The organism is Paenarthrobacter sp. AMU7 (assembly GCF_041200195.1).
Classification (GTDB): Bacteria; Actinomycetota; Actinomycetes; order Actinomycetales; family Micrococcaceae; genus Arthrobacter.
On sequence record NZ_CP165735.1, the window covers coordinates 4,387,484 to 4,409,965 of the forward strand.

Consider the following 22,482-nt stretch of genomic DNA (forward strand, 5'->3'; position numbering starts at 1 on the left):
ATATGTGAATCTAGCTAAATTGGCGAGTTGCGGTGGGGGTGATGCACATCACTAAAACTCGAGCGTGAGGAATCCCTGCATCTGCACGTCTTATTCATGACGGCGCACAACAAGCGCTGCAACCAACGGACAGGAGCAATCGCCATGACGATCCAGACGCACACCCCCGCAGATGTCCCGGCCAGGAACACCACGGGGGGCGACAACCCCACAGCGGCCCATGACACCACCACTCCTGCACTGAATAAGGGCAAGGATGGCCGCGGGGCCACCACGGTTGCCGACGGCGTCGTTGCCAAAATCGCCGGCATCGCCATCCAGGAAATCCCGGGCGTCCACGCCCTCGGCGGCGGTGCTGCCCGCGCCATCGGCAACCTGCGCGAGAAGGTGGGCCAGAAGGACCTCACCCAGGGCGTCAGCGTTGAAGTGGGCCAAACCCAGGTGGCCGTCGATGTCACCCTGGTTGTTGAGTACCCGCACCCGCTCCAGGAAGTAGCGGACAACGCCCGCGACGCCGTCTACACCGCCATCGAGGACCTGGTGGGCATGGAAGTGACCGAGGTCAACATCACCATCACCGACATCCACGTTCCTTCCGAGGATGAAGACGCAGACGACGCCGGGCGCGAGCCGAGGGTCGCATGAACCCCACCATCGCCGGCATAGCCATCGGAGCTGTCCTGGCCCTGGCAGGGTTGGCCTTTGGTTTCTGGGGCCTCCTGCTGACGGCACTGTTCATGGGTGCCGGGGCTGTGCTGGGCCGTTCCGCCGAGGGAAAGCTTGACCTGCGTGGCGTGCTGGATGCACTGCGGGGCAAGCGCTCCTCATCATGAACCGCGCCGGAACGAACCGCGCCGGACATACCCGCATCACCCAGCACGCCCTCCGGAAAACCCTGGAAGCCGTCACCGCCCAGGCGTTCCGGGTGGGAGCAAGAAACGTGGCAGCCGAGCTGGAGGACGATGCCGGCAAGCTCGGAGTAAGCCTCTCCGTCAAGCTGTCGCTCGCGCCGCTTCCGGGCCCGCGGAAAACCACAGCCACCGTCTTTCAGCAGGCTCAAACAGCACGAACACAACTGGTGTCCCGCGGCCTGGAGCTGACCGGGCTCGAGATCGGCCGGGTGGATATCCGCCTCGCCGGAGCCAAGGAGCAGCCCCGTACCAAGGAACACTCCACGGAACGACTCAAGGAAAGGAGGGTGCTGTGAACCAGGACCGAACCCAACGGCGGATGATCCGTCGGGAAACGCACTCTTCGCGGGCTCTTCCGTCCATCCTTTCCGCCTGCATCCTCATGGTCGTCTTCCTCTGGCTCGCAGTGGAAGCCGTGCTGTGGATCCTTAAGGACCAGGCGTTGCTGGCAAGCCCCGCACAGATGCTCCAGTGGCTCGTGGACCTTCCGGTCACCACACTCCCGGTGGGAATGGCAACTGCGGGAGCGGGCCTTGGAATTCTGGGCCTGCTGTTGCTGGGACTTGCCGTGGGCAGGGGACGGAAGGCCCGACGCTCCCTGGCGAGCCGGCGCGCCGCCGTGGTGGTGGACGACGACGTGATCGCCGCAGCTCTCTCCAACACCACCCGGCTCGCCGCCGGCCTGGCCCCGGGCAGGTGACCACCACCGTCGGTGGACGGTCCGTACGCGTCCGGGTGCGTCCGACGTCGGGCGTTCCGTTGGACCTTGAGTCCGTGACAACAGTGGTCGACGGCGAACTGGCCGCCTTTGCGCTGGACCGCCGGACCTCATCTGATGTCCAGGTATTGAACCAAGGAGCAGTGGGGCAATGAGGCAAACAAACCGTGCACTGAACCGTATCCTGCTTGCGCTCCTGGGCCTTGCACTGCTGGGAGCCGGTGGCGCAGTCATTGCAGCTGGCACCATGCCGGGAGCAGCGGATACCTGGACAGCAGTGGCATCGTCCGTCCGCGAATCCGCCAGGAACCTCGTGGGCGCCGCACCTCTACCGGACCCCGTCCGGAGTTGGTGGCTGGTGGCAGGAATCGCCGTGTTGCTTGTGGGGATCGCCCTCAACGCAGCCTGGCTCGCCTCCCAAGGCGGAGGACGCACTCCTCGCCTCGCCGAGCAACTGGACGGGACGGTCGCAGGCAACGGCCCCCCGGGGACAGGCGGGGCCCGGGGCCGGACAGTGGTGGATGTCAGCCTGGTCTCCAGAGCCCTCCGGGAAGCCCTAGGCGGGAACCGCGACGTCCTTGCCACGTCCGTTTCGGCGTGGGAGTCACGGCGGGGAACCGCCCTCCGGCTCCGCGTGGAAGCCCGCAAGGGAAGCTCGCCACGCGAACTTGCCGACACCGCCGAAGAACTCATCCGCGAAATAGATGCCCTGCTGGGACATCCCATCCCCGTCCTGATCCGAATTACCAGCGGCGCCCGAACCCAGGTGTCAGGATCCCGACGTGCACGTTAACCGCTGGAACGCACTTCTCTCCACTCAAACCATGCGCGGCACCACAGAGCACGCGCACTGAAAGAAAAGGGAACACCATGGGAATCAACGACAAGATCAGCAACGCTGCCACCGAACACCTCGGCGCTGCCAAGGAAGGTGCCGGAAAACTGACCGGCGACCAGTCACTGGAGCGCGAAGGCCAGCACGATCAAGCCCAGGCAAAACTCCAGCAGGCAGGCGAGAAGGTCAAGGACGCTGCCGCCGACATCGGAGACAACATCAAAGATGCGGCCCGGAAACTCAAAGAGGGTTTCACCGGGAAGTAGGCCCCTCCCGGGCCGGCCCCTTACCGATGGGGGGCCGGCCCCTTTCCACCACTAACCTCGACCCCACTGGGAAGGCAGAACGTGACTGGTTCACCCGTGGCGCAGCACCAACTGGACCTCGTTCCGGATGCCTTGCTGGCCGGCCGGGCAGCAGACGGTGACACGGCAGCTTTCGAAGCGCTTGCCCGTCGCCACGGCCCTCTGATGCGGGCCACCGCCCGCCGGTTGACCGGCAGCCTGGCGGACGCCGATGACGTGGTCCAGGAAACACTGGTGCAGGCCTGGAAACAGCTGGACACCCTCCGGGAGCCTGCCGCCGTCAAAGGCTGGCTGTTGAGGATCCTTGGCAGCCGCAGCATCGACCACCTCAGGAAACGACGCCACCACATGGATCTGGACGACGTGGAAAACCAGCGCGATGACAGCCCCCGGACGAGAACCCAAGATCCGGAAAACAACGCAGTCAATGCCTCCCGGGTGGAAGCCCTTAAGGCCGCACTGGCCGCACTCCCCGAGGAACAACGACGCTGTTGGGTACTCAAGGAGTTCAATGACCAGAGCTACGAAGAGATTGCGCTGACGTTGAACATCAGCCCAGCCAGTGTCCGCGGCCGGTTGGCCCGGGCACGGATCACGCTCGCACGCACCATGGAGGAATGGCGATGAACACCCCCAGCGACACCCTCGAATGCGGGCACAGCCTTGCGGATCTCAGTGCCTACCTGGACACGGGACAGATTGATGATCCCGCCCACCTGGAGAGGTGCCCCGAATGCCAGGCCGCGTTGGCCTCCTTGCGCCATCTCTCCCAACTCGGCGGAGAGTTGCTCCGGTCCGATGTAGCAGACGCGGGCTCAGGCAATGACGACTGGATGCAGTCCATCCTGGACAACCTGCGCCTGGAACTGCGGCCCGGACGGAGCATTCCCTTGCAGGCGGAACACCCGGATGACACGCTCTGGGAATCCGAAGGAGCCATCTCCGCCCTGATCCGGTCTGTGGCCGACGCACTCCCTGGAACAGCCGCCGGCAAATGCCGGCTGCAGGGAGAGGTGACCACCATGGGAGCCCCCATCACCGTGGAGGTGGAAGTGGCCGTGGTGTACGGACACCCCATGGAAGAACGCGCAGCCACCCTCCGCGACGAGCTGGCAAGGACCCTGGCAGCCCAGACAGAACTGAACATCCAAGCCATCAATATCACCGTGACGGACGTCCTTGAGCCGCCGGCACCGCCGGCCCAGCCCACAGATACACCCACCACCACCGGACCGCTGAGCACGGAGGACCAGCCATGACGGAGTTTTTGGAAGCCGCGAACACTTCCCCTTCAGGCGGGTCGGCAGCCGCGTCAACCACCCTGGCTGAGGAACTGCTCGTGCTCGTCCAGGCGGTAGAAGGGGTCCACTCGGTCTATCCCGCGCAGCCGTTGTGGCAGTCCATAGCCGGCGCCGCCATGGCCGCGGTCACCGGAGAGACACTTCCCCTGATCGGCCTGGTCGGGACCGCCGACACACTGGCAGTGAAAGTCAGGATTGGCGTGGATGCTTCCCGTCCTGCTCCGGCTGTGACGCGCGAAGCAGCCTCCGCGATCCGCAGGCACCTTCTCCCCCGGGCCGCCGTCGTCGAGATATCCGTGGTGAAGCTGGGCAGTTAGCCGACAGGGTCCACGCAGCCGGGTTCTGGTTCATAATGAACAAACTGAACACAAGTGAACTTGATAGGCGGACACCTGCATGCTGACCGAGGATCGTCAACAGCTCATCCTGAGGGAACTCGCCCTGAACGGTTCCCTCAATGCCAGCGAATTCGCGGCGAAACTGGGCACCTCGGGGATGACCGTGCGGCGGGACCTCGCAGTGCTCGCTGAACAGGGCCTGCTCGAACGGGTCCACGGCGGCGCCATCCCGGTGGGCGGCAAGCCGTCGGCAGGACCCGCTACACAGCCCTCCACGTCCTGGCGTCCTGGCGGGAGGCGGCCTTTGGCCACCATCGGGATGATCGTGCCGTCGGCGTCGTACTATTTCCCGGGTGTCATTCGCGGCGCCGAAGCCGCCGCGCAGGAAGCAGGCGTCCGCTTGGTGCTGGGCGTCACCAACTATTCAGACGCAGAAGAGCGGCGGCAGCTGCGGCGGCTCTACGAACACGGCGTGGATGGAATCCTCATTACGCCCAGCGGGCAATCGTTGGCAGGTACCGAAACACTGGACCTGCTGGCCGAGGCAGAGGTGCCGGTGGTAGTGGTGGAACGGTCCATCGACGACGCCTTGGACCACGGCCGGCTCGAAGCCGTGCGGAGCGACCATGTCCGCGGCTCGGAAATCGCCGTGAACCACTTGTTGGGCCTGGGCCACCGGAAAATCGCCATTTGCCTCCGTGAAAACAGCCCCACCGCCCCACAACTCATCGATGGCTTCCACCTGGCCATGCATCGTGCCGGACATGCCCGCGACGACTCGATGGTGCGTGCCATGTCCCGCGCCCAAAACGATCCCCAAGCCCACCGCGAACTGGTGGACCGGATCCTGGATTGGTGCGGATCGGCGGAGGTGACGGCCGCTGTTGTCCACACCGACGAGGACGCGCTCCAGTTCGTCAGTGCCTGCCTGGAACGGCAGATCCGCGTGCCGGAGGACTTCGCTATCGTTTCCTACGACGACGAGATCGCCGCCCTCGGCGCCGTCCCGCTTACCGCTGTGGCACCGCCAAAATACGACGTCGGCCACCAGGCTTTGGTGATGTGCCTGAGCCGCATCGGGGCGCGGCGCGGAAGCACGTCCGCGCTGCAACGGGTGAACCTGTCCCCGGCGCTGGAGGTGCGCGGCTCCACGCAGGTGTAGCCTGCCCATACCTGCGATTCGACTGTTTACTTCTGTTCATTTTGTTGATGATGTTCACTTTTGTGGATTTCATGGTGCCTAGTCCGAAAGTGCCCCCAGAGCACCACGACTTTCGCATCGTGAACTTCAAAGGAGAACAGAATGAAGCGTCGCCAGCTTCTGCTTGGAGCAGCCAGCCTCATGGCCAGCGCTGCACTCGTCACCGGCTGTGGCAGCACCCCCGCCGCCACGCCAGCCCCAACCCCGGTGGAAGACCCCAGCGGTAACATCACGTTCTGGTCCTCCATGGCCGGTATGGACAAGGTTGCGGAAGCGTTCAACGCCAGCCAGGACAAGATCAAAGTCACGTTTGAAACCATCCCCAACGGCGGAGCCGGCGGTTATGCCAAGCTCTCCACTGCCATCACTGCAGGCAACGGCCCGGACGTCGCCACCATCGAATATCCGCAGTTGCCCCAATTTGTCAGCAACGGCCAGCTACAGCCTCTTGACGGCTACATCAACAAGGCTGAAACCGTGGACAAACTCACGGATGAAACCAAGGCCCTGGTGCAGTTTGGCGAGCAGACCTACGCACTCCCCTACGATGCCGCGCCGATGATCATGTGGTACCGCAAGGACATGCTGGACAAGGCCGGAGTCTCCACACCCAAGACCTGGCAGGAGTTCGAGGAGGCCGGTAAGAAGCTCAAGGCCGTTGCCCCCGAAGCGCATTTGGCCAGCTTCAACCCGAACGAGGCTGCGCTGACTGCTGCGCTGTCCTGGCAGGCGGGCGGCAAGTGGTTCGGCACCGAAGGCGACAGCTGGAAGGTGGGTGTTAACGACGAAGCCACCCGGAAAGTCGCCACGTACTGGCAGAAGCTGATCGACCAGAAGATCGTCAAAGTCCAGCAGTCCTTCAGTGACGAATGGTCCGCAGACCTGGCGAGCGGCGCCGTCGTCGGAGTCCTGGGTGCCAACTGGAGTGCCACCGGTATCCAGAAGCGGACGGAGGCCAGCGGCCAAAAGGGTCAGTGGATCGCTGCCGAGGTGCCCAACTGGGGCACTCCGGCGGACGCGTTCTACGGCGGCTCCAGCTTCAATATCACCAAGAGCAGCAAGAATCCGGCCGCCGCGGCGAAATTCATCGAGTTCCTTGCCACCAGCAAAGAGGCCATCTCTGCCCGCGGCAACACCGGCTCTGCGTTCCTTGCCTACCCGGGCCTGACCCCCGTGGCGCAGAAGGCCTTCGATGCCAGCTACTTCGGCAACGACATCTACGAGGTCTTCGACAAGGCATATTCCACCATCACGCCGGGCTGGCAGTGGGGTCCCAACTGGGACATCACCAACACCGCGCTCAAGGACGCCTACGGCACACTGACCAGCGGCGGCAAGGTCCTGGACGCCGTCGATACCGCCCAGGACGCCACAGTGGCCGGGCTCAAGCAGAACGGCCTCTCCGTCAAGGAGTAGGCCCGCACGGCAGGGAGGCTCCGCACTTACGGAGCCGCCCTGCCAGCGAGGAGAATCATCATGGCCGACCGTGCCACACCGTCCATAGCAACCACTTCACTCACACCGCCCAAGGCAGCCAACGCCGTCGAGCCTCGAAAACCGAAGAAACCCCGTGCAATGTCCGGAACCGGGGGCCGGACGGCTGCACTGTTCCTGACGCCGTTCTTCACCATTTTCGCCCTCGCCATGGTTGCGCCAGTGATCTACGCGATGGTGCTCAGCTTCTTCGCCCAGCAGAAGTCCGGACTCGGCTTCGGTGAGGCCAAGACCGCGTTTGTGGGCTTCGAAAACTACGTCCAGGTCCTGCAGTCCGAGAGCTTCGTTGGCGGCATCGGACGCCTTGTCCTGTACTGCCTGCTCTACATCCCCTTGATGATGGGCGGCGCCCTGGCATTTGCGCTGCTGCTGGATTCGGCCGTCGCGCGGGCCAGGAAACTGTTCCAACTGCTCGTCTTCCTCCCCCACGCAGTGCCCGGCGTCATCGCCGCATTGATCTGGGCCTACCTCTACACACCCGGCGTCAGCCCGATCGTCTCAGTCCTGGAAACCGGCGGAATCTCACTGAACTTCCTGGACAACCAGCTGATCCTGCCGTCCATCGTGAACATCGCCGTGTGGGAGTGGACAGGCTACAACGTCATTGTGCTCTTCACTGCCCTGCAGGCAGTGCCCCGGGAAATCCTGGAGGCTGCCCGTGTGGACGGCGCAGGAGAGATCCGTGCAGCCATGAGCATCAAGCTGCCCCTGATTCTCCCGGCGCTGAGCGTGATCATGCTCTTCACCGTGATCGGCACGCTGCAGCTCTTTACCGAGCCGAACATCATCTCCAAGGCCACGGCATCAGTAACCAGCACGTGGGTCCCCAACATGTGGGCCTACGACGCCGCGTTCAACCGCCACAACCTCAACCAGGCCGCGGCTGCCTCCATCATCATCGCGCTCATGGCCGCAGTCCTGTCCTGGGCCGTGACCCGCTTCAGTTCAAGGAACACAGCATGAGCACCGCCACGATGTCCCGCACCCCAGCCGAAGCCCCCGCGCCGTCACAGGGCAGGCGCCGGCACGCCCGCAACGGCGGCTTCGCGAGCACGTTCACCGTGAATGCCCTGCTCATCCTGGGCTGCGCCTACATGGTGCTTCCCGTGGTGTGGCTGTTCTTCGCCTCCACCAAAAACACTGCGGATCTCTACGGAACAGCCGCCTACGCTTTTGGTGAACCGGCCTTCTTCGAGAACGTCCTGGCGGTCGTGAACCAGGACGGCGGGATGTTCCTCCGCTGGATGGCCAACTCCATGTTCTACGCCGCCTTCGGAGCAATTCTTGGCGGCCTCATCTCCGTCATGGCCGGTTACGCATTCGACAAATTCCAGTTCCGCGGCAAGGATTCGTTCTTCGGGATCGTCTTGGTGGGCGTGCTGATTCCCAACACGGCCACGGTTCTGCCCATGTATCTCTTGGCCTCCGTTTTCGGCATCACCAACACCATCTGGGCCATCCTCATCCCGGTGCTCTGCAACCCGTTCGGGGTGTACCTGGCCAGGGTGTATTCGGCGGCCTACGTTCCTGCCGAGACCCTGGAGGCAGCCCGCGTTGACGGAGCCGGGCCCATCCGGTCCTTTTTCTCCTTGGGCCTTCCCATGATGATGCCCGGGTACATCACCATCGCCCTGTTCCAGTTTGTGGGCGTCTGGAACAACTTCATGCTCCCGCTGGTGATGCTCCAGGACCAGAAGCTGTTGCCCGTCAGTGTGGGCATCTCCATCTGGCAGGGCTATTCCATCCCCCAGCCCGAATTCACACCCATGGTCATTACCGGTTCCTTGCTCTCGATCATCCCGCTGCTGCTCGCGTTCGTCATGTTGCAGCGGTTCTGGAAGTCCGGCCTCACAGCAGGGAGCGTCAAGTGACCTTGAACGTTGCCTTGGCCATGCCGTCCCACACAGCACGGGCGGTGTTCCCGCCCAGGAGCCTGGATCCCTTGGAGCCAGCACTGACGCTGCTGAGCCGTGACCCCATTCAGGACTTCACCACTGCGGAAGGCCGCGCCGTATTGGCGGAGGCCGATATCCTCATCACCGGTTGGGGGTGTCCGATGATCGACCACACCGTCCTGGATGCCGCACCCCGGCTGCGCTATGTCCTGCATGCCGCGGGCAGCGTCAAACACCACATCGGTGACGCCTGCTGGGAACGGGGAATCCAGGTCAGCTCCGCCGCGGACGCCAACGCCATCCCGGTGGCCGAGTACACCGTGGCCATGATCATCCTCGCCAACAAGCGCGTCCTCCAGATCGCCCGCGCCCTGCACACCACCCGGACCGACGTCCTGGCTGAGCAACTCTTCCCGGACATGGGCAACTACCGGAAGCGGGTCGGCATCATTGGGGCCTCGAAGATCGGCCGGCACGTGATCAGGCTGCTGGCTCCGTACGAGCTGGAGGTAGTGGTGGCCGACCCTTACCTATCCCCCGAGGAAGCGGCCGTCCTCGGCGTCGGGCTCGTCAGTTTGGAGGAGCTGGTGTCAGGCAGCGATGTGGTCAGCCTCCATGCGCCGTCGTTGCCCTCCACCAGGAACCTCATGGACGCGGGGTTGATCGAGCGGATGCAGCGGGGCACCACGTTCATCAACACCTCCCGCGGCGAACTGGTGGACCAGGATGCACTGCTCGCACGGATAGAACGCGGCGACCTCTACGCGGTCCTGGACGTGACCACCCCGTGGGTGCTGCCCGCCGAATCCCGCTTCTACACGCATCCCAACGTGCTGCTCACCCCGCATGTGGCGGGGTCGCTGGGCAATGAGCTGGAGCGCATGGCGGCGAGCGCCGTGAACGAGGCCCTGGGGTTGTCCCGCGGGGAAACGCTGCGGTTCCCGGTGAGGCTGGAAGACCTGGCGTTCACAGCCTGACCGCACCACAGCGCAACCGAAACAGCGCACGACGGCGGCCTCCCGCCGTCGTGCGTTTGCCGCTTTTGCTGGTGGCCGGCTCAGCGCGCGTCATTCTTGGCTAGGCGTTGGGCGCTTTAAGACCCCTCGGAGGTTTCCCGGAGCCAGGAGAGAGCTTCCGTGTGGGAGGTGAAAAAGCGCGTGGGGCAGGGCGGTTCTTGGACGGCCAATTGGTAGTCGGCGAGCATGCGGTCCACGGGATTGTTCCCCAGCAAAGCAATCCTCGAGGCAGCACAGGGTTCAACAAAGACGTCGCGGGCTGCGCGGCTAAGATGCGCGGTCTCGGCCATGGTCACCAAGAGGGGGTACCTGCTGCCTGCGGCGAGGTCGTTCACAGCCTCGACGGCGGCCCGCGCGTTGGCAGCTTCGATGCGGACCCCGGAATTCCACACCAAAAACATCACGTCGTCCGGTTCAAAGCCAATGACGTAGTCGCAGGGATCCTTCTCCTCCATGGAAGTACCTCCCTCTCTGTGGCGCTGCCCCCGGCGCCACGGTCTGACTCAACCCTGCACCCAGGGACAATCATGCCCTCTCATCCGAAAAGAGTGATCTTTGGGTGCTCGTCTGCCCTGGTTTCGGGTCAGTCAGGCGGAATCAACACCTCAACCTGCCGCTGAAGAGTCCGCGTTCTCGGGTTCCTCCGATGCTGTCTGCGCATACGAGGCCGAGACACGCCGGTAGACCGGGGTCAGGAAGGCAAGCAGCGCCACGGCAATCATGATGAGGCCGGCCACCAGGAATACCAAGGCGATACCACGGGAAATGCCCTCACCCAGCAGCGGTTCCAGTTGTGCTGCCCCCTCGGACGAACGGGCGTAGGGGATGATCCAGAACTGGGCGATCGGGGCAATGAGGAAGGCGGTGATGGGTGCGGCCGCCGACTCGAATGCCATGGCGAAGCCGAACACCCTTCCTTGGCGGGGCAGCGGAACCACCTTCTGGATAACTGTCTGCTCGGCTGCTTCCACTACCGGAACCAACGCCATGTACAGCCAGATCCCCACAATGTAGAGCCAGGCCCATTCCCGCAGCGTAAACACGGCACCGATGAGGCCCATCAGCCCCACCGCGATGAGCATGGTCCGCAAGGGGTTGGGTCCCAGGCCAAACTTGCCGATCAGCGCGCCGCCCACCACGAACCCGGTGGCTCCTATCGCGAAGACGGTTCCCCACATCTCCACGGAGAACATTTCCAGGCCGTAGGGGTCCATCAGCGCCATGTAGACGCCGCCGATGAAGTTGTTGAACGTGGAGAAGAGAATAAGTGCGAACAGTCCGGAAATTGCCATAACGGCAGCCCAAGAGCCGCGCAGGTCGAATCCACCTTCGGCGTCGGAGGCGGCTGCCCGTACTTCTTCCGGCAGGCGCAGCGTCAGCAGGTGCCCGAAGGCCAACGCCGTAAGCACCAGGGCGACAACCACGGTCCACCCCATGCCCAGCAGCCCCACGGACAACCCGGACAGCACCGAGGTAACAATGAACATGAGCCCCTGCACCATACCCACCAGCCCGTTGGCGTTGGCCCGGCGGTCAGGCTCTATCAGGATGGTGACCGTGGTGGACAGCGCGATGTTGCGCATGTTCTCCACCACCGCGCCGATCAGGATGATCATGGTGAAGATCCAGAACCAGGGCTGTGTCAGGTCAAGCAGGGCTTCCTCCGGTGTCAGGAGGAACATGACCCCGGACAGCACGAACATCACAAGGGTGAACGCGGCGGCGAACCGCATCACTGCCAATTTCCTGTAACGGTCCACGAAGGTTCCGAAGCTGATGCTGGAGAGGGCAATCAACAGCATGTAGGCGCCGCCGATTACCCCCGTGGCAATGACGTTGCGGGTCTCCAGGTACACCCAAAAGGTCAACGCGAACCAGAGATAGCTCGTGGTGATGTTGGCCATGGCTGTATTGACCAGGATCCCGGTGAACGTGCGGGATCTTTGTGCCGGGGTCCGTAGGGAGAGATCGATGTTGTCAGTAGACGCGGCGGTGGCCGGTTCCTGCTCGGTCATGCGTTCCAGTAAACCACCGGGTCCAACCTCCCGGTAGTATCGGCAGGGAATTCACGAGACGCTGGGGGGATTGTTTTTATGACGGAAATTCAGGGGCAGCTGTCCTTCACCAAGGACGCCGGCAGGGACTTGGAACTCCAGGAATACGGGCTCGACCCCGCCATGGATTCGACGCTCCTGCCCAATGCCGCCGTCATGAGCGCCTTGCAGAACCTCGTGAGGCTGGCCACGGAGCTGTGCGGGGCGCCGTTTGGCGTGGTCAACATCATCAGCGCCGAGTACCAGCACCAGATAGGGGCCTGGGGCGTGGACCCGGGGGTTTGCTCCCGCGAAGACTCCATGTGTGCCAAGGTTTTCCTCTCCCGCGAGAGGACGGTGGTGGCGGACGCATCCAAGGATCCGCGCTTCGCGGACAATCCCTTTGTCACGGGGGAAATCGGCAAAGTCCGCTTCTATGCCTCGGTTCCCTTGCAAACAGAGTCCGGGTTCGTCCCCGGGACCCTGTGTGTTTTCTCTGATAAGACCCAGGAGCTCCGCCCCGAACAGGTCAGCATGCTGGAGGTCCTGGCCAAGCAAGTAGTGGAGTTGCTCGAGCTGCAGCACCGCACCGTCCAGTTGGACCGCACCTACACCGAGTTGAGGGACAGCAACGCCAAACTCGCCGGATTTGCGGGCCGCGTCAGCCACGATCTCCGCATCCCGTTGACCACCATCCTCGGCTACGTGGAATTGGTGGAGGATGATCCGGACGTGGAACCCGACAGCACTGCTGCGCGGTACCTGGACCGCATCGGTGCCAGCGGCCGCCGGATGCTCGGGATGCTCGAAGATGTCCTGAGCTACTCCCGCGTGGGCGGTGGCATCCAGCCCACCCACGTCTCCCTGCACGAGGTCACCCAGGAGGTTGCCCGGGACCTTGGCATCGAAAACGATGGCATCGTGGAGGTCCAGGAGCTCAGGCTCCACGCGGACCGCGGCCAGCTCCGCACCCTGCTGCAGAACCTCCTGTCCAACGCCATGAACTACCGCAGCCCGGACCGCGACCTCCGCATCCGGATCAGCGGCGTTTCCAACTACCATGGGGCCACCATCTACGTTGCTGACAACGGCAAGGGCATCGCCCCCGAGGACCGCGCCAAGGTCCTGGAACCGTTGGTACGCCTGCGGAGGCAGGGCGATGGCCCGGGTTCCGGCCTGGGACTTGCCACCTGCAGCAGCATCGCCAAAGCCCACGGAGGCGACCTCACCCTCGCGGAAACCCCGGGCGGCGGAACCACCGTGGCAGTGAGCTTTCCCTCCGGAAGTTGATGCACGACGGCGGCAGGTCGCCGTCGTGCGTTGGCCACCAGCGCTTGGACTACTTCCCGTTGCCCTTGCTGTTCTCGGACTTTTTGTCGTTCTTGCCCTCGCTTTTCTGGCCTGCGAGGTCCTTGCCCGTGAGGGGCGCCTGCTCAACGGCGGGCGGGTTGGCGGGCGCTGGAACCTGCTCCGGGCGGGTTGCCTCCGAGAGGTCCACCACTTCCGCCTGCGCGCTCCCACCTGGCGCAGTCTCCGCAGGGACCGGATCCGCGATTACCGGATCCACGGGCGCGGCCGGGGCGGCAGGACTGCTTGGCTGCGGCTCGGCCTGCGATACGCCGGGATCAGCGGGCTGTGACGGATCGGCAGTGTTGTTGCCGGACGGATTGATGCCCTGCGAGAAAATCAGCAGCGCCAGCGGGATGGTGACGGCGGCTGCTGCCACACCCCTGACCGTCTTGGGCCGGCGCCTGCCGAAGTCAAGGATGCTGGTAACCGTCGCCTGCTTCCGGGTCGACGAACGCAGCGGACGCTTCGGAAGCACGGTCGGCAGCACGGTCGGCAGCAACGCAGTCCTGCGGCCGGACTGGATGCCTTCTTTGGCCAGTGACTGTTCCACATGGTGGGCGCTGGGACGCTTGTCGGGATCCATGTCCGTCATGGCTTCCAGGAGCTCCCTCAGCGGGGCGGGCAATTCCATGGGGACCTGTGGCGCTCGATGCAGGCGCGCTGACGCCGTTTCAATGGGCGTCCCCGGATATTCTGCCTTGCCGGTGAGGCATTCAAGGAGCACCAGGCCCAGAGAGTAGATGTCGCTCGCCGGGGTCAGATGCAAACCCTGGGCTTGTTCGGGACTCAGGTACTGTGCCGTGCCCACGGTGAATCCGGTGGCGGTCAGGCGGTTGTCGTTCATAACCAGCGCCACGCCGAAGTCCGCCAACTTCACCGACTCCCCCAGCGCGTCGTCGTCGGATACCAGAATGTTGGCAGGCTTGATGTCACGGTGGATGACGCCCTGCTTGTGAACCTGGGACAGCGCCCCGGCCAGCCGGATCCCTATGCGGGCGGTCTCAGGAACGGTGAGCGGTCCATCCGACAGCACGGCCCGCAGGTCCCGGCCTTCCGCCAGTTCCATGACCAGATAGGCGCGCTCTTCATCGTTCCTGGTGTCCACGCCGGCATCGAATGCGGCCACGAGCCCTGGATGGTCAAAGGCGGCGAGGAGCCGCATCTCGTTTTCCTGGCGGGCCCGGAATGACTCGTCGCCTGAGCCGGGCAGGAAGATCTTGATGGCCACCTCGCGGCCCAGCAGCAGATCTGTCGCACGGTAGACAGCCGACATGGCGCCACGGCCAAGGACGGGCCCCAGCTGGTAGCGGCCGTCAAGTGTGTCGTCGATGGAATCAGGGACGGGGGAGTCCACAGCCTCGTCAATGGTGCCCACGAATGTCACGTCCTTCAGGCAAACCTGGAGCCCCGGACCCAAACGCTGTCCTTGCGTCACCAAGCAATGCCGTCAATCAAACTTTCACGATGGCCGCGCGGCCGACTGCTTCAGCCACGTGCGGCCCAGGCAAGGAGCCCGAACAGCATCATCCGGTTTCACCAGATAAGTCATCAGGATACTGATTAGGGAGCTGGAAGGACAATGCGGAGTGCTGCGTTACGGCGGGAATCAGGCCTCGCGCACCTGATCCACCGCCGCCCGCAGCGTTCCCGCGGGCACGCCAAGGGACCATTCGGCAACATCGGCGACGAACCGAGTGAACGCTTCATAGTCGAAGGTTCCGGGGTTGTTGACGTAGGAGCCGACACCGTCGATCGCCACCCAGATCCGGATGCAGGCCGCGAAGGGGTCATCCACGACGAAGTCACCGGACGTCACGCCATGCTCAATGAGGGTTGTAAGCCGTGTCCGGTCCAGATATTCCTGGGCCAGCATGGCATCCGCCAACGCTGGCGTGAAGCGGCAGAGGTGCCTCGCATTGAGCCAAAGCCGGGTGAGCTCCAAGGCGCCGCCGCCCTCAATGCGGGAAATCAGGTGGGCCATCCGGGCGAGCGGCGTTCCGCCGTCGGGAAACAACTCTTCCCGCTCTTCCGATACCGCCAGAACAAAGGCTGCGACCACCAGATCCTCGGCAGCGGGGTAGTAGTGGCTGATCAGGCCGGGTCGCACACCCAATCGGTCCGCGACAGCACGGAGGGTTATCCGCTCGAGCCCCTCACTCAGGGCAATCGACGCGGCCTCGGCGAGGATTTCGGCACGGCGCTCGCCGGGTAATTTTCGAACTCGTTGGGATGTGGGGCTTGACACCATGCTCCTCAGTCTATTGGATTAGTGACCAATAGCACGTTGGTCGCATGACCAATAGCATCAATGGCCCGGTATCCCATCGTCGTGAGCCGGACCTTGCCCGAGAGGAACAGCGTTGTCCCAGCCCCATGTCACCGATCCGGTCAGCTACCCGGAACCCCTTGCCCATCCCGAAACCCGCGGCATCGAACTCATCGAAGCCTCCGAACGGCACGGCCGCGCCCGCGACCTCTTCCCCGTGTGGGCGGCCCCCAACGTCAGCGTCCTGAATTTCACCGTGGGTGCCTCGCTGATCCTGCTCGGCCTGGAACTGTGGCAGGCCCTTCTGGTCATTGTTGCCGGCAGCCTCCCATGGATCCTCACCGGGATCGTGGCCACCAGCGGCCCGGCCGCAGGAACATCCGGCTCCGTCATCACCCGCGCCATTTACGGAATCCGCGGCAACAGGGTTGTCGTCGCCTTCTTCGGCTGGTTCATTTCCGCCGTCTTCCTGGCCCTGAACTGGCTCGCCTCTTCCTTCATGGGCGCTGAACTCCTGGCACAGCTTGGCTTCACGGATCCCGTAGCCGGCCCGGTGATCGTCACCATCGTTGTTGCCGCGGTTACCGTGCTGGTAGCTGTTTTCGGCCACAGCCTGATCCTCCGCAGCTACCCCGTAGTGGCCTCGGTGCTGCTGGCCATCTTCCTGCTGGTCACAGTGTTCGTCCTGCCCCACGTGCAGTGGGGATATGCGGCTCCGGCACCATTGGAAGGAGCACCGCTGTGGTCTGCCGTGACCATTGGGATCGCCATTCTGGCCTCCACCCCGCTTTCCTACACCAACAGCCCGGATCTGGCCCGCTACCTCCCGGAGGCCACCAAACGCTCCCACATCATCGCGGCCACGGCCTTTGGCGGCGCGTTGCCCTGCATGTTCTTCACGGCCGTGGGAGCTTTGCTGGCCACCGGCATCAGCCCAGCAGCCATGGACCTCGGCATCGAGTCGGCACTCCTGGCCCTGCTCCCTGCCTGGTTGGGACCAATCTTCGTGGTGGGGGTCATCATCAACACGATCTCGCTCAACGGCATGACCACCTACACCGCCAGCATGGCGTTCCAGTCCATCGGCGTCCCGATCAGGCGCATCCCTTCGGCCATCGTGGTGGGGGCCATCGGCACAGCACTGACCATCTACCTCGTCATGTCCACCAGCCTCCTGGACGCCGTCAACCTGATGCTGCAACTGCTGGTCCTGATCTCCGGCCCCACCATGGCCATCTTCGCCGTGGACGTCATCCTTCGCCGCAATCGATACAAAGGTGAAGACCTTTTCAACGAGAAACCGGGCGGCCCGTTCTGGTACAGCCGTGGCTGGCATATCCCCGGCTTGCTCGCGGTGGTCCTCGGCGCCACCGTGGCCTCGCTCTTCCTCACCAACGCCGTATGGACCGGACCCGTCTCGGCAGCCATGGGCTTCCTGGATCTCTCCGTACCCGTTTCCATGATCGTCACCGCCGGCGCGTACGTCGCCTTGACCCCTTCCCTGCGCCGCAGTACCACCACACCATCCGTCATCCAAGGAGCGCACTCATGACCGCCCCCACCGGCCACCACCCTGACCGCTATCCCGGCGCCACCGGCCAGCCGACGCTGGACACCTGGCAGGAAGGACCGCACAACCGTTGGACGTTCGCGCACCTTGGCGAGATAGTCCCGACGGCGGTAGTTGCCCGCCGCCGTCGGGACAACCGCGTTGCGGCTGCTGACAGCCTGGACGGCCTGGGGCTCCCGGGCCTGAAGCGCCGGCTCGAAGAGACCTATACCGATGCCTTTCTGGTCCTGCATCACAACCAGGTCATCGGAGAGTACTACCGCCCCGGCTTCGCACCGGATGACCTGCACCTGGTGATGAGCGTATCCAAGTCCATGTGTGGCCTGGTGGTAGGGGCCCTGATCGATTCGGGAGAGATTGTCCCGTCCGCCCGCGTGGTGGACTACGTTCCAGAGCTGGCCGGCTCCGCCTACGACGGGCCCACCATCCAGCACGTGCTGGATATGGCCATTCACCTCAATTACAGCGAGGACTATGTGGACCCAGCGTCCGAGGTTCAAACCCATGACCGCTCCGCAGGGTGGCGCACCCGTCGTCCCGAGGATCCCCAGGACACCTACGCGTTCCTGACCACGCTCACCGGCAACGGCACAGTGTCCGAATTCCAGTACTGCTCGGCCAACACCGATGTTCTTGCCTGGATCATCGAACGCGTCACAGGGCTGCGCTACTCCGAGGCGCTGTCCACGTATCTGTGGTCCAAACTCGACGCCGACCGGGATGCCACCATCACCGTGGATTCCGCCGGCTTCGGCTTCGCGAACGGTGGGGTCTCCTGCACCGCCCGGGACCTCGCCCGGGTGGGGCAGTTAATGCTCGACGACGGCAAAGGTCCCCTTGGCAGGGTGGTTTCCCCGGAATGGGTGGGGAGCATCCTCAACGGCGGGGACCGTGAAGCCATGGCAGACTCCTCTTTCACAGCCATCCACCCGCAGGGCTCCTACACCCGTCAGTGGTGGTGCACGGGCAACGGGAGAGGCAACGTCACCGGCATCGGCATATACGGTCAGTACCTCTGGATAGACCCCGCCACCGATACCGTGATCGTGAAGATGTCCACCTGGCCTGAGCCCGAAAGCGAGCACCTCCACCAACTCCAAAACGAGTTGCTCCTGGACGTGAGCCATTCCCTGGACAGCCGGATTGCGGCAGAAGCAGCCGCCACGGACGAAGCAGCAGCCGAAACAGCACCCGAAAGCAAGGACAACGCAGCGTGACCACCCAGCTCTACACCAACGCCCGCATCTTCACCTCCGACACCCGCCGCTGGGCCGAGGCCATCCTCGTCCAGGGCGGGCGCATCCTGTACGTCGGCGACACCGATACCGCCGAACGCCTTTGCCCGGACGCCGAACTGGTGGACCTTGGAGGCCGCCTGGTGGTCCCCGGATTCGTGGACGGTCACGCGCACGTCGTAGGTACTGGAGAAGCCCTGGGACAGGTCAGCCTGTGGGGAGCCAAATCCGTGGAGGACATCCAGCAACGCATCAAGGCAAGGGCCACAGAACGCCCGGACGCTGACCGGATCCTGGCCACCGGCTGGCTGCACGGCGCCATTCCGGGCGGCGTGCCGGACGCGGCGATGCTGGACGCCGTAGTTCGAGACAAGCCCGTGTACGCCTTCGCCTACGACTTCCACTCCGTGTGGGTCAACACTGCGGCGCTGGCTGAACTCGGCATCGACCACCACACCGAGAACCCGCACGGCGGCACCATCAAGCGCGATTCCCGCGGGAACGCCACCGGCTACATCGACGAGAACGCCTTCTACGACATCGTGCTCCCCTACCTCGATGCCCAGGTCAGCGAAAACGAACACGAGGCCAGCATCGCCGCAGTCCAGCAGGCCTACCGCGAAACAGGCGTGACTACCGCCTGCGACATGGGCTTCAACGAGACCGACCTTGAGGCCTTTAAGCGTGCGGACAAAGACGGCACCCTGACCAGCCGGCTCATCGCCTACTGGAGGGTGAACAACGCGGGATCGGCCGAGGAGAACATCGCCCAGGTCCAGCGGGCGGCCGCGCTCGCCGTCGAGCATGAATCTCCTTTCCTGAGCGTGGTGGGCATCAAGGTGATCATCGACGGCACCATCGATGGCTGCACTGCCACCCTCGGGATGCCCTACGCCGATGGTTCGAATGCGGAACCGATCTGGAGCCTTGCAGAACTCGCGCCTGTGGTTGCCGCGGCAGACGCTGCCGGTTTGAAAGTTGCCATGCACGCGATCGGCGATGAATCCGTGCGGATCGCCATCGGCGCCGTGGAACACGCAGTGGCGGAGAACGGCCCCCGCGAACGCCGTCACCGCATTGAGCATCTGGAGTTGGTGGACAGGGCCGACGTCGATCGCCTCGCCGCACTGGGTATTACCGCGAGCATGCAACCGGTCCATGCTGATCCCGCCATCAGCGAAAACTGGTGCGCCAAGCTGGGCGATAACCGCGTGGAACGCGGCTTCCCATGGCCTTGGATCACCGCTGCCGGCTCCCGGCTGGCTTTTGGCACGGACTCGCCCACCTCCCCGCACGCGCCGCTGCCCAACATGTACGTGGCCACCACGCGGGCCTCAGCCTTGGATGCCACGGTCGGAACCAACGTCCCGGACTTCGCGCTGCCACTGGCCGAATCGATCGAACACGCCACCCGTGATTCGGCCTGGACGTGCGGGGCGGAACACAACATCGGCCGCCTGGCGGCTGGGTTGTACGCGGACTTCGTGGTCCTGGACACCGACGTTTTCACTGCAGAAGCCCCGCGTGCGCTCCTGGACGCAAAGGTCCTGCGGACAGTGGTGGGCGGGCGCACGGTTTACGAACAGGACCCATCACCCGCCTGAAACCACCGCGCCGATCCAGAACGCCCGCTGCTCCGAATCACTGGCAAAGACCAGGAGCAGCGGGTGACCACGGAAGTTCAACAGGAAGCGTCCCTACCGGGCAGCGCAGTTTTTAGGCGGGAGGTGATTCCCACCCAACTGGGTCCGTGCGCTGTACGCGTTCAGGAAGCCCCGAGGAGGCGTGACCACATCGCCGACGTCTACCTCCACGGCGCCGCGGGATCGTGGACGACCTTCCAACCACTGCTCCCCGGCTCCCCTGAACGCGACCAAATCCTCCTGGACCTGCCCGGCTGGGGTGACTCCACCGTAAGTGCGCGGCTGGAGTCCGCTACCGTCGAGGCCATGGCGGGTGCCGTGGTCGAGGTTCTGGACAGCCTCGGTTACCGCACGTGGAACCTGGTGGGCCACTCCATGGGTGGCGTCATTGCCTTGCATCTTGCTGCGGCGTGGCCTGAACAAACACGCAGCGTTGCGGCTATATCGCCCACGGCCTTCGGCGTTGCCCACTCTGTCCGGCATCCGTGGCGCGGGCTCGCGACGCTGCCGTGGTTTGTCGGGATGCTCCTGCTCATGCGTGCCATGGCAGCCCCGGGCGCCTGGGGCCTGGCCCTGATCCGGGGTGTCGGCGCCACTCCACTGATGCGGCTGCTGTTGTCGCCCCTCTTCGCGGACCCTGCGGCCATTCCGGCGGACGTCATCCGCGGGTTGGGACACAACGCCCGCCCACGGGCCTTCTGCGCAGCAACGCGGGCCGTGGCGCAGTACGACTTTGCCCAGTGGAACGGCATCAGGTGTCCCATCCTTGCAATCCGCGGGGACAGCGATGCGTTCACTCCCCCATCCGATCTTGATCAGCTGGCCTCCATTGGGCCGCATGTCAGGACCATGACAGTGCCGAACTGCGGCCACTTCGCGATTGCCGAGCAACCCACCCTAGTCAGGGAACTGCTGGACGAACTGCGGCACCGCTGAACGCCCGACGGCGACCTCCCGCCGTCGTGCGCTTCCTTACGTGACGTACGGAACTGCGGTCCCGCAGGTACGCAGGGCACAATGGAAGGCATGACCCTCACAACTTTCGCCCTCGTCCGCCATGGCCAGACCGACTGGAACGCGGAGCGCCGGTTGCAAGGGTCCACCGATATTCCGCTGAACGACGTCGGTCGCGGCCAGGCGCGCGAAGCCGTCGCCTTCCTGTCGGACCAGCCGTGGGACGCCGTGGTGTCCTCGCCGTTGGGCCGTGCCGCCGAAACTGCGGAGATCATCGCCGAAGGGCTTGGCTTGAAGGTTGCCCGGCTGGTTCCTGAGCTCACCGAGCGCAGCTTTGGACCCGCCGAAGGATTACAGGCCGGCCCGGAACTGGAGGCCCTGCGCATCCCGGGCGGTTTCCGCGGCGGCGAAAGCGATGAAGCCGCAGCCGATCGAGGAATCGCAGCGTTGGAAGAATTGGCTCAAGAATTCGCCGGCAAGCGCGTCCTCGTGGTCGCGCACGGCACGTTGATCCGGCTGACCCTCAGCCGCGCCATCGGCCGCACCTTGGACAGCGTCCAGAACGCGGTGCTGAATCTGGCCCATCACCACGTGACCGACGGCTGGCAGCTGGAGTACTTCAACGGCGAGCGCGTCACCGCCGACGTCGAGGCCTGATTCCCAGCGTCCTGTCAACGTCGCATCGAGCAACGGGTCAACGCTGGCACGTCCGATCGGAGCCTGGTGGGGAGGCAGGTGGTGGCGTCATTACGCCGCCCGGTGAAGGGGAGCCCGGCAAGGAAAATGCTCCCCAAATGCCCAGGTCACACGGATAGGGGTTGAGGGACGGTCGGCATAGGCTCATCGGCGCGCGGTGCAGTCTCCAGCACCATTGATGCCAACTCCTTGGCCAGACCAACGGCGCTAGGCTGTGCATCGAGGTTTGAGCTGGCGACCGCTCCGTCGTACAGGAGGCACAGGCGGGCTGACACGTCAGCCGGGTGGACATAGCCGGCCTCCCGGCAAAGGGACAGCATGGCGTCGGCCAGCCAGTCGCGGAATGTGCGCAGCGCAGCGGACTCGACGCTGCCGGGGCGGGCTTCGGCATTTGCGTTGGCGAACGGGCAGCCTTTGTAGCCCGGCTCCGCTACGGCTTCGCCAAGGGCCTCAAAGATGGCCAGCAGCTTGTGGACGGGGTTGTCCAAGCCTTGCTGGAATGAGGCGATTCGATCGCGGCGCCGCTGGTCACGGCCCGCCAAGTAGGCGGCGATGAGATCGTCTTTGCCGGAAAAGTTATAGAACAGCGAGCCTTTAGCGACTCCCGCTTCTTCGATAACCCGGTCAATTCCCACAGTGTGGACGCCCTCGGAGTAGAACAACCGGTCCGCAGCCTCGAGAAGTCGCTGACGGGCGGGAACCTTAGAGGTAGCCATGGAAA

26 protein-coding genes are annotated in these 22,482 nt (G+C 64.3%); 21 read left to right on the plus strand and 5 right to left on the minus strand.

Annotated elements, in window-relative coordinates; translation table 11 throughout:
- The first annotated feature begins 144 nt into the window (after positions 1-144).
- The 15 genes from ABQM86_RS20160 to ABQM86_RS20230 all read left to right on the plus strand — a co-directional run bounded on the left by ABQM86_RS20160 (position 145) and on the right by ABQM86_RS20230 (position 9,975).
- On the plus strand, positions 145-645 hold the full coding sequence (locus ABQM86_RS20160; RefSeq protein ID WP_337341147.1) for an Asp23/Gls24 family envelope stress response protein: 501 nt from the start codon (positions 145-147) through the stop codon (positions 643-645).
- Entirely contained in the window at positions 642-833 is a 192-nt protein-coding gene (locus ABQM86_RS20165; RefSeq protein ID WP_207595387.1) for a DUF2273 domain-containing protein, read from the plus strand. The genes ABQM86_RS20160 and ABQM86_RS20165 overlap by 4 nt, the downstream gene beginning before the upstream one ends.
- Positions 830-1,207 carry a hypothetical protein gene (locus tag ABQM86_RS20170; RefSeq protein ID WP_369745403.1) on the plus strand — a complete coding sequence of 126 codons (378 nt, stop codon included), beginning with the start codon at positions 830-832 and terminating at the stop codon, positions 1,205-1,207. The genes ABQM86_RS20165 and ABQM86_RS20170 overlap by 4 nt, the downstream gene beginning before the upstream one ends.
- Positions 1,204-1,611: a hypothetical protein gene (locus tag ABQM86_RS20175; RefSeq protein ID WP_369745404.1), complete on the plus strand. Its 408-nt coding sequence runs from the start codon at positions 1,204-1,206 to the stop codon at positions 1,609-1,611. The genes ABQM86_RS20170 and ABQM86_RS20175 overlap by 4 nt, the downstream gene beginning before the upstream one ends.
- Positions 1,608-1,784: a hypothetical protein gene (locus ABQM86_RS20180; protein WP_369745405.1), complete on the plus strand. Its 177-nt coding sequence runs from the start codon at positions 1,608-1,610 to the stop codon at positions 1,782-1,784. Before ABQM86_RS20175 ends, ABQM86_RS20180 begins: the two co-directional genes overlap by 4 nt.
- A complete protein-coding gene (locus ABQM86_RS20185) occupies positions 1,781-2,422 on the plus strand; it encodes a hypothetical protein (RefSeq protein ID WP_207595390.1) in 642 nt (213 codons plus the stop codon). Before ABQM86_RS20180 ends, ABQM86_RS20185 begins: the two co-directional genes overlap by 4 nt.
- A gap of 77 nt (positions 2,423-2,499) precedes the next feature.
- The gene (locus ABQM86_RS20190) at positions 2,500-2,730 is read left to right on the plus strand and encodes a CsbD family protein (protein WP_207595391.1); all 231 of its coding nucleotides are present in this window, start codon (positions 2,500-2,502) and stop codon (positions 2,728-2,730) included.
- 81 nt (positions 2,731-2,811) lie between these two features.
- A complete protein-coding gene (locus tag ABQM86_RS20195) occupies positions 2,812-3,396 on the plus strand; it encodes an RNA polymerase sigma factor (RefSeq protein ID WP_207595392.1) in 585 nt (194 codons plus the stop codon).
- Positions 3,393-4,028, plus strand: coding sequence for an Asp23/Gls24 family envelope stress response protein (locus tag ABQM86_RS20200; RefSeq protein WP_369745406.1), 636 nt, complete (start codon positions 3,393-3,395; stop codon positions 4,026-4,028). The genes ABQM86_RS20195 and ABQM86_RS20200 overlap by 4 nt, the downstream gene beginning before the upstream one ends.
- Positions 4,025-4,387: a hypothetical protein gene (locus ABQM86_RS20205; RefSeq protein ID WP_369745407.1), complete on the plus strand. Its 363-nt coding sequence runs from the start codon at positions 4,025-4,027 to the stop codon at positions 4,385-4,387. The genes ABQM86_RS20200 and ABQM86_RS20205 overlap by 4 nt, the downstream gene beginning before the upstream one ends.
- A gap of 79 nt (positions 4,388-4,466) precedes the next feature.
- Positions 4,467-5,570: a substrate-binding domain-containing protein gene (locus tag ABQM86_RS20210; RefSeq protein ID WP_207595395.1), complete on the plus strand. Its 1,104-nt coding sequence runs from the start codon at positions 4,467-4,469 to the stop codon at positions 5,568-5,570.
- Between the two features lie 141 nt (positions 5,571-5,711).
- A complete protein-coding gene (locus ABQM86_RS20215; protein WP_280624491.1) occupies positions 5,712-7,025 on the plus strand; it encodes a sugar ABC transporter substrate-binding protein in 1,314 nt (437 codons plus the stop codon).
- A 60-nt stretch (positions 7,026-7,085) separates the two neighbouring features.
- On the plus strand, positions 7,086-8,066 hold the full coding sequence (locus ABQM86_RS20220; protein ID WP_369745408.1) for a carbohydrate ABC transporter permease: 981 nt from the start codon (positions 7,086-7,088) through the stop codon (positions 8,064-8,066).
- Positions 8,063-8,974 carry a carbohydrate ABC transporter permease gene (locus ABQM86_RS20225; RefSeq protein ID WP_369745409.1) on the plus strand — a complete coding sequence of 304 codons (912 nt, stop codon included), beginning with the start codon at positions 8,063-8,065 and terminating at the stop codon, positions 8,972-8,974. Before ABQM86_RS20220 ends, ABQM86_RS20225 begins: the two co-directional genes overlap by 4 nt.
- Positions 8,971-9,975, plus strand: coding sequence for a hydroxyacid dehydrogenase (locus ABQM86_RS20230; protein WP_369745410.1), 1,005 nt, complete (start codon positions 8,971-8,973; stop codon positions 9,973-9,975). The genes ABQM86_RS20225 and ABQM86_RS20230 overlap by 4 nt, the downstream gene beginning before the upstream one ends.
- A gap of 116 nt (positions 9,976-10,091) precedes the next feature.
- On the opposite strand, the gene ABQM86_RS20235 is transcribed toward ABQM86_RS20230, so the two are convergent.
- Both ABQM86_RS20235 and ABQM86_RS20240 read right to left on the minus strand, forming a co-directional pair.
- Positions 10,092-10,469, minus strand: coding sequence for an STAS/SEC14 domain-containing protein (locus tag ABQM86_RS20235; RefSeq protein WP_207595399.1), 378 nt, complete (start codon positions 10,467-10,469; stop codon positions 10,092-10,094).
- A 150-nt stretch (positions 10,470-10,619) separates the two neighbouring features.
- Positions 10,620-12,029 (minus strand): MFS transporter, encoded by a 1,410-nt coding sequence (locus tag ABQM86_RS20240; RefSeq protein ID WP_280624502.1) that lies wholly within the window; start codon positions 12,027-12,029, stop codon positions 10,620-10,622.
- A 78-nt stretch (positions 12,030-12,107) separates the two neighbouring features.
- Here ABQM86_RS20240 and ABQM86_RS20245 point away from each other — a divergent pair, with 78 nt between their 5' ends.
- Positions 12,108-13,337: an ATP-binding protein gene (locus ABQM86_RS20245; RefSeq protein WP_369745411.1), complete on the plus strand. Its 1,230-nt coding sequence runs from the start codon at positions 12,108-12,110 to the stop codon at positions 13,335-13,337.
- Positions 13,338-13,386: 49 nt separating this feature from the next.
- Here ABQM86_RS20245 and ABQM86_RS20250 read toward each other — a convergent pair whose 3' ends face one another.
- Both ABQM86_RS20250 and ABQM86_RS20255 read right to left on the minus strand, forming a co-directional pair.
- Complete coding sequence (locus tag ABQM86_RS20250; protein ID WP_369745412.1) at positions 13,387-14,772, minus strand: serine/threonine-protein kinase; 1,386 nt, start codon at positions 14,770-14,772, stop codon at positions 13,387-13,389.
- A 231-nt stretch (positions 14,773-15,003) separates the two neighbouring features.
- Complete coding sequence (locus ABQM86_RS20255) at positions 15,004-15,645, minus strand: TetR/AcrR family transcriptional regulator (RefSeq protein WP_207595403.1); 642 nt, start codon at positions 15,643-15,645, stop codon at positions 15,004-15,006.
- A gap of 112 nt (positions 15,646-15,757) precedes the next feature.
- Here ABQM86_RS20255 and ABQM86_RS20260 point away from each other — a divergent pair, with 112 nt between their 5' ends.
- The 5 genes from ABQM86_RS20260 to ABQM86_RS20280 all read left to right on the plus strand — a co-directional run bounded on the left by ABQM86_RS20260 (position 15,758) and on the right by ABQM86_RS20280 (position 21,722).
- Positions 15,758-17,215, plus strand: coding sequence for a cytosine permease (locus ABQM86_RS20260; RefSeq protein ID WP_369745413.1), 1,458 nt, complete (start codon positions 15,758-15,760; stop codon positions 17,213-17,215).
- On the plus strand, positions 17,212-18,450 hold the full coding sequence (locus ABQM86_RS20265) for a serine hydrolase (protein WP_280624513.1): 1,239 nt from the start codon (positions 17,212-17,214) through the stop codon (positions 18,448-18,450). The genes ABQM86_RS20260 and ABQM86_RS20265 overlap by 4 nt, the downstream gene beginning before the upstream one ends.
- Complete coding sequence (locus ABQM86_RS20270) at positions 18,447-20,072, plus strand: amidohydrolase (RefSeq protein WP_369745414.1); 1,626 nt, start codon at positions 18,447-18,449, stop codon at positions 20,070-20,072. Before ABQM86_RS20265 ends, ABQM86_RS20270 begins: the two co-directional genes overlap by 4 nt.
- 123 nt (positions 20,073-20,195) lie before the next feature.
- Positions 20,196-21,047 (plus strand): alpha/beta hydrolase, encoded by an 852-nt coding sequence (locus tag ABQM86_RS20275; RefSeq protein ID WP_280624517.1) that lies wholly within the window; start codon positions 20,196-20,198, stop codon positions 21,045-21,047.
- Positions 21,048-21,128: 81 nt separating this feature from the next.
- Positions 21,129-21,722 carry a histidine phosphatase family protein gene (locus ABQM86_RS20280; RefSeq protein ID WP_280624519.1) on the plus strand — a complete coding sequence of 198 codons (594 nt, stop codon included), beginning with the start codon at positions 21,129-21,131 and terminating at the stop codon, positions 21,720-21,722.
- A 146-nt stretch (positions 21,723-21,868) separates the two neighbouring features.
- Here the strand turns inward: ABQM86_RS20280 and ABQM86_RS20285 are convergent, their stop codons facing one another.
- Positions 21,869-22,477 (minus strand): TetR/AcrR family transcriptional regulator, encoded by a 609-nt coding sequence (locus ABQM86_RS20285; RefSeq protein WP_280624521.1) that lies wholly within the window; start codon positions 22,475-22,477, stop codon positions 21,869-21,871.
- Positions 22,478-22,482: the final 5 nt, after the last annotated feature.